Genomic DNA, 6,094 nt, shown 5'->3' with positions numbered 1-6,094 from the left:
GTCCGCCGCGCCGCGCACCGACCGGCCGGATCAGGCCTGGGCGTTGTCGATGAAGTTGACGGCGTCCTCGACGGTCTTGAGGTTCTTGACCTCTTCGTCGGGGATCGTCACGTCGAACTTCTCCTCGGCGTTGACCACGATGGTCATCATCGAGATGGAGTCGATGTCGAGGTCCTCGGTGAAGGACTTGTCCAGCTGGACGGCCTCGGTCTCGAGACCGGTCTCCTCGTTCACGATCTCGGCCAGGCCGGTCAGGATCTCTTCTTTGCTCGCCATGGTGGCTTCCTTTCTCTGCGGCTGCCGGAGCAGCCGGTGGTGACGGGCGCCCCCGGGCAGGTGCCGGGTGCATCTGTCCCGGTCAGGCCGGAGGGCCTTGCCGGGGGACATCGGGTGTGCGGTTCAACCCTACGACGACTCGCAGGGCCCCGCGGCGGCACCGACACGTGGGCCGGGCCGGGGGACGGCCCGCGTGCCGGCGGAGGTCAGGGGAGGACGACGACCTGCGCCCCGTAGACGAGGCCGGCGCCGAAGCCGATCTGCAGGGCCAGCTTCCCGGACAGCTCCGGGTGCTCGGCGAGCAGGCGGTGCGTGGCCAGGGGCACGGACGCGGCGGACGTGTTGCCGGAGTCGGCGATGTCCCGGGCGATGATCACGGAGTCGGGGAGCTTGAGCGTCTTGGCCATCTGGTCGATGATCCGCATGTTCGCCTGGTGGGGGATGAAGGCGCTCAGGTCCTCGGGCTTCACCCCGGCCACGTCCATGGCTTCCTGCGCGCGCTTGGCGACCTCCCACGAGGCCCAGCGGAAGACCGTCTGGCCGTCCTGGCGCAGGGTCGGCCAGAGGGTGGCGTCCTCGCGCATCTCCCCGGTCTCCGGGTCGACGAGGTCGGGCGACTGGGTGCGCTCGCGCCCCTGCTCCACCGCCCGGACGTCGGTGAGCGGGTGGGTCATCCGGATGGCGTCCCACTTGGAGCCGTCGGAGCCCCACACGGACGGACCGATGCCGGGGGTGGAGGAGGGACCGATGACCACGGCGCCCGCGCCGTCGCCGAGCAGGAACGAGATGGAGCGCTCGCTGTTGTCGATGACGTCGGAGAGCTTCTCCACGCCGATGACCAGCACGTGGTCGGCGGCTCCGGAGCGCACGAGGGCGTCGGCCTGGGCGATGCCGTAGCAGTAGCCCGCGCAGGCGGCCGAGATGTCGAAGGCCGGCGCCGGGGTGGCACCCAGCCGATCGGCCAGGGCCGCGGCGGCTGACGGGGTGAGGTAGGGGAAGGAGATCGTCGACACGATGACCGCCCCGAGCTGCGAGGCCTCGATGCCGGCGTCGGCCAGCGCCTCCCGCGCCGCGTGCTCGGACATGTCGAGGACGCTCACGTCCTCGGCGGCGCGGTGCCGGGTCCTGATGCCGGTGCGCTGCTGGATCCACTCGTCCGAGGACTCGATCCACTCGCAGACGTCGTCGTTGGTCACGACCACGTCCGGCCGGTAGACGCCCAGGCCGAGGATCCGGGAGTGCGCGTTGGTCTGCTGCTGCTTGAGGGTCACCACAGGGGTCGTTGCTCCTTCGTGCGGCCGGGCGCGGCGGACGGGCCGGCTGGGCTGGGCGGAACGGGTGCTCCGGCCTCGGGACGGGCGGCGCACGGGGTGCGCGCGGACGTCAGTCAAGAATACTCCTGGCCTGCTCCAGCTCCGCCGCGGAGTTCACGGCGAGGGCCGGGACGCCCTTCATCCCGCGCTTGGCCAGACCCACGAGGGTTCCCGCCGGGGGCAGCTCGAGCACCTGCTCGACGCCGCGCTCCAGGAGCGTGCGCGTGCACAGGTCCCAGCGCACCGGCCGGCAGACCTGGGCCACGAGCGCCTCGAGGTTCGCGGCGCCGCCGGCCACGGGCGCGCCGTCGGCGTTGGAGAGCAGCGGGTGCACGGGGTCGGCCGGCGAGAGCCGGGGGACGAGCTCGCGCAGGGGCTCGAGGGCGGGTGCCATGTGCTCGGTGTGGAAGGCGCCGGCGACCTTGAGGGGGATCACGCGGGCGCGGGCCGGAGGTCGGTCCGCGAGGGCGGCCAGCTGCTCGAGGGTCCCGGCGGCCACGGTCTGCCCGCCCCCGTTGGCGTTGGCGGCCGTCAGACCCGCGGCCTCGATGGCGGCGAGGACCTCGTCCTCCTTGCCGCCGAGCACCGCGCTCATGCCGGTGGGGACGGCTGCGGCCGCCTCGGCCATGGCGTTGGCCCGGGTGCGCACGAAGGCCATGGCGTCGGCCTCGGTGAGGGCGCCGGCCAGGGCGGAGGCGGTGATCTCACCGACTGAGTGCCCCGCGAAGAGCAGGTCGTCCCGTCCGGGGCCGATCCGGTCGCCGAGCAGCCGGCCCGCCACGAGTCCCGCGGCCACGATGAGGGGCTGGGCCACCGCGGTGTCCTTGATGGTGTCCTCGTCGGCCTCGGTGCCGTAGTGCACGAGGTCGAGCCCCGCGGCCTCGCCCAGCTCCTCCAGGTGGGCGCGGACGCCGTCGAGGGCGAGCCATTCGGTGAGGAAGCCGGGTTTCTGGGAGCCCTGTCCGGGGCAGACGATCGCGATCACCGCTACAGCTTCGCAAGGATGCGCCGCCGGGCGGTGGCCCGGAGGCCACCAAGCCCGGCGGCGGTGTTTGTAGGGATGCTACAAGACGGGCCCCACAGCGGGGGCGGACGTGTCGATGGGTGCGCACGAGTCCTCGAGCCGGCCGGCCAGGAGGGCGCAGTGCAGCACGAACGCGTCGCGGGGGACGAGGGGGTCCCAGCCGGTCAGGTCGCTGATCCGGCGCAGCCGGTAGCGCACCGTGTTGGCGTGCACGAACAGCTCCCGGGCGGTGGCCTCGAGGGAGTGGCCCACGGAGACGTAGGCCGACAGCGTCTCCACGAGCCCGGTCGCGGAGCGCGTCAGCGGACGGTACACCGATTCGACCATCGCCGTGCGCGCGTTCTCGTCACCGGCCATCGCCCGCTCCGGCCACAGGTCCTCGGAGTGCACGGGGCGGGGTGCCGCGGGCCAGGCCGGCGCCACCGACAGGGCGGCGTGGGCGAGCCGGGCGGACCGGCCCGCCGCGAAGACCGAGGGGGACTCCGGGCCGTAGGCCACCGGACCCGGCCCGAAGGCGGCGGTCAGCTTCTCGAGGGCGAGGTCCCGGTCGGACAGCCCTCCGAGGATGAGCAGGAGCCGGTCGCCCTGGATGGAGACGAGGGAGTCCTGCGCGTAGCGGCCCGCCAGCCGCCGCAGCCGGGCCACGGTGGACGGGCCGGCCGCCTCGGGCGCGGAGCCCGTGAGCACGGTGACCGGGCCCGACGACGCCCAGCCCAGGGCCGCGACGCGGGAGCGCAGGGAGTCGGAGTGCTCGCCCCGCAGGATCCCGTCGACCACGAGGGACTCCAGCCGGGCGTCCCACGACCCGCGGTTCTCGGCCGCGCGGGCGTAGACGTCGGCGGCGGCGAAGGCGATCTCCCGCGAGTAGCGCAGCACGGCCTCCCGCAGCGCGGCCTCGTCGTGGTGCTTGGCGAGCTCGGGGACCTTCTCCTCCACGACGTCGACGACGATCCGCAGCAGCTGCAGGGCGTGCTGGAGGGAGATGGAGCGGGTCAGGTCCGTGGGCGCCCCCCGGAAGACCTGGGTGAGCACCCACAGGGGCTCCTCCGGGTCCTCGTACCAGCGCACGAACGAGGAGATGCCCCGCTGGGCCACGAGACCCAGCTCGGAGCGCTCGTCGGCGCGCAGCTCCTCGAACCAGCCGAGGTCCGTCTCGAGGCGCCGGGTCGCGACCGTGGAGATCGCGCCGAGGTTCGCCTTGAGGTTCTCGAGCGTGCGGGGGTGAGGCGGAGCGACGGGACGGTGGCGGTCGGTGGAGCGCCTGCGCGAGGGGCGCAGCCAGCGCGTCGTGGAGTTCCCGTCCTGTCCAGCCATGCATCCGAGCTTAGAGCACCGGATCACCGCCTCCGGACCCGGGAACGACCACGGCGCCCCGCCCACCCGGCCGCGGGTGGGCGGGGCGCCGTGGTGCGCCGGAGGGCTCGGCTCAGGCGTCGCCGCCCGCGTTGCCGGAGGTGCCGGCGGTCACGTCGTTCAGGGCGTACTTCTCGATCGCCTCACCGGGAGCGCGCCAGTCGACCTCGCCGCGCTTGGCGAGCATCTCCAGGGCACGGACCACCATGGAGTGGGAGTCGATCTTGAAGTGCCGACGGGCGCCGGCGCGGGTGTCCGAGAAGCCGAAGCTGTCGGCGCCCAGGGAGGCGAACTCGTTCGGCACGAACTGGCGGATCTTGTCCGGGAGGTCCGCGCTGAAGTCCGAGACGGCCACGACCGGGCCCGTGGCCCCGGCCAGCTGCTGGGCCACGAAGGGGGTCCGCGTCCCGTCGCCGGGGTTGAGGAACGCGTCCTTCTCGGCGGCCAGGCCGTCGCGGCGCAGCTCGACCCAGGAGGTCACCGACCACACGTCGGCGGAGACGCCCCAGTCCTCGGCGAGCAGCTTCTGCGCCTCGAGGGCCCACGGCACGGCCACGCCGGAGGCGAGCAGCTGGGCGCGGGGCCCCTCGTTCTCGGCGGGCTTGAGCAGGTAGATGCCCTTCAGGATGCCCTCGACGTCGACGCCCTCCGGCTCGGGCGGCTGCTGGTACGGCTCGTTGTAGACCGTCAGGTAGTACATGACGTTGTGGTCCTCGTCGCCCGTGCCGTACATGTGCTCGAGGCCGCGGCGCACGATGTGGGCGATCTCGTACCCGTAGGCCGGGTCGTAGGAGACCACCGCGGGGTTGGTCGCGGCCAGCAGCGGGGAGTGGCCGTCGGCGTGCTGGAGGCCCTCGCCGGTGAGCGTGGTGCGCCCGGCGGTGGCCCCGATGATGAACCCGCGGGCCATCTGGTCGGCCGCGGCCCAGAAGGAGTCCCCGGTGCGCTGGAAGCCGAACATCGAGTAGAAGATGTAGACCGGGATCATCGGCTCGCCGTGGGTGGCGTAGGCGGTGCCCGCGGCGGTGAACGCCGCCACGGAGCCGGCCTCGTTGATCCCGGCGTGCAGGATCTGGCCCTGCGGGGACTCCTTGTAGGCGAGCATCAGCTCCCGGTCCACCGAGAGGTAGTTCTGCCCGTTGGGGTTGTAGATCTTCGCCGTGGGGAAGAACGAGTCCATGCCGAAGGTCCGAGCCTCGTCGGGGACGATGGGCACGATCCGGTGGCCGAACTCCTTCTCCCGCAGGAGGTCCTTCAGGACCCGGACGAAGGCCATGGTGGTGGCCGCCATCTGCTTGCCGGAGCCCTTCTTCGCGGACCGGTACGCGTCGTCGGACGGCATGGCGATCTCGTGCTGGTCGTGCGGGCGGTCCGGGACGAAGCCGCCGAGCTCCTTCCGGCGCTCGAGCAGGTACTTGATCTCCGGCGAGTCCTTGCCGGGGTGGTAGTACGGGGCGCCGTAGAGGTCGCTCTCCAGCTCCTCGTCCGAGATGGGGATGCGGAGGTGGTCCCGGAAGGCCTTGAGGTCCTCCATGGTCAGCTTCTTCATCTGGTGGGTCGCGTTGCGGGCCTCGAAGTGGCTGCCCAGCCCGTAGCCCTTGACGCCCTGCGCCAGGACCACGGTCGGCTGGCCCTCGTGCTCGGTCGCGGCCTTGTAGGCGGCGTAGACCTTCTGGTAGTCGTGCGCGCCGCGCTTGAGCTCCCAGATCTCGTCGTCGGACATGTCCGCGACGAGCTCCTTGGTGGCCGGGGACTTGCCGAAGAAGTGGTCGCGGATGAACCCGCCGGACTCCGCCTTGTAGGTCTGGAAGTCGCCGTCGAGGGTCTCGTTCATGATCCGCACGAGCTCGCCGTCCTCGTCCTTGGCGAGCAGCTGGTCCCACTCGCGGCCCCAGAGGACCTTGACGACGTTCCAGCCGGCGCCGCGGAAGAAGGCCTCGAGCTCCTGGACGATCTTGCCGTTGCCGCGCACCGGCCCGTCCAGGCGCTGCAGGTTGCAGTTGACCACGAAGGTGAGGTTGTCGAGCTTGTCGTTGGCGGCCAGCTGCAGCAGCCCGCGCGACTCCGGCTCGTCCATCTCGCCGTCGCCCAGGAACGCCCAGACCTGCTGGTCGGAGGTGTCCTTGAT

Annotated in this window: 5 protein-coding genes; all 5 read right to left on the bottom strand. The window is 72.2% G+C overall.

Going from position 1 to position 6,094, the window contains the following annotated elements; all coding sequences use genetic code 11:
- Positions 1 to 30 precede the first annotated feature (30 nt).
- Positions 31 to 276 (bottom strand): acyl carrier protein, encoded by a 246-nt coding sequence (locus tag ACH9D2_RS06695; RefSeq protein ID WP_017833742.1) that lies wholly within the window; start codon positions 274 to 276, stop codon positions 31 to 33.
- A gap of 206 nt (positions 277 to 482) precedes the next feature.
- Positions 483 to 1,550: a beta-ketoacyl-ACP synthase 3 gene (locus ACH9D2_RS06690; RefSeq protein WP_396362065.1), complete on the bottom strand. Its 1,068-nt coding sequence runs from the start codon at positions 1,548 to 1,550 to the stop codon at positions 483 to 485.
- A gap of 109 nt (positions 1,551 to 1,659) precedes the next feature.
- On the bottom strand, positions 1,660 to 2,574 hold the full coding sequence (locus ACH9D2_RS06685) for an acyltransferase domain-containing protein (protein ID WP_396362064.1): 915 nt from the start codon (positions 2,572 to 2,574) through the stop codon (positions 1,660 to 1,662).
- Between the two features lie 78 nt (positions 2,575 to 2,652).
- The gene (locus ACH9D2_RS06680; RefSeq protein ID WP_396362063.1) at positions 2,653 to 3,927 is read right to left on the bottom strand and encodes a helix-turn-helix domain-containing protein; all 1,275 of its coding nucleotides are present in this window, start codon (positions 3,925 to 3,927) and stop codon (positions 2,653 to 2,655) included.
- A 112-nt stretch (positions 3,928 to 4,039) separates the two neighbouring features.
- Positions 4,040 to 6,094, bottom strand: a 2,055-nt coding sequence (gene aceE, locus ACH9D2_RS06675; RefSeq protein ID WP_396362062.1) for a pyruvate dehydrogenase (acetyl-transferring), homodimeric type, incomplete at its 5' end; no start/stop codon positions are given.

This window comes from Kocuria rhizosphaericola (genome assembly GCF_044462205.1).
GTDB classification, from domain to species: domain Bacteria; phylum Actinomycetota; class Actinomycetes; order Actinomycetales; family Micrococcaceae; genus Kocuria; species Kocuria rhizosphaericola.
Note: the sequence above shows the minus strand (reverse complement) of the source record. Positions and strands in the feature narration are given on the sequence as shown.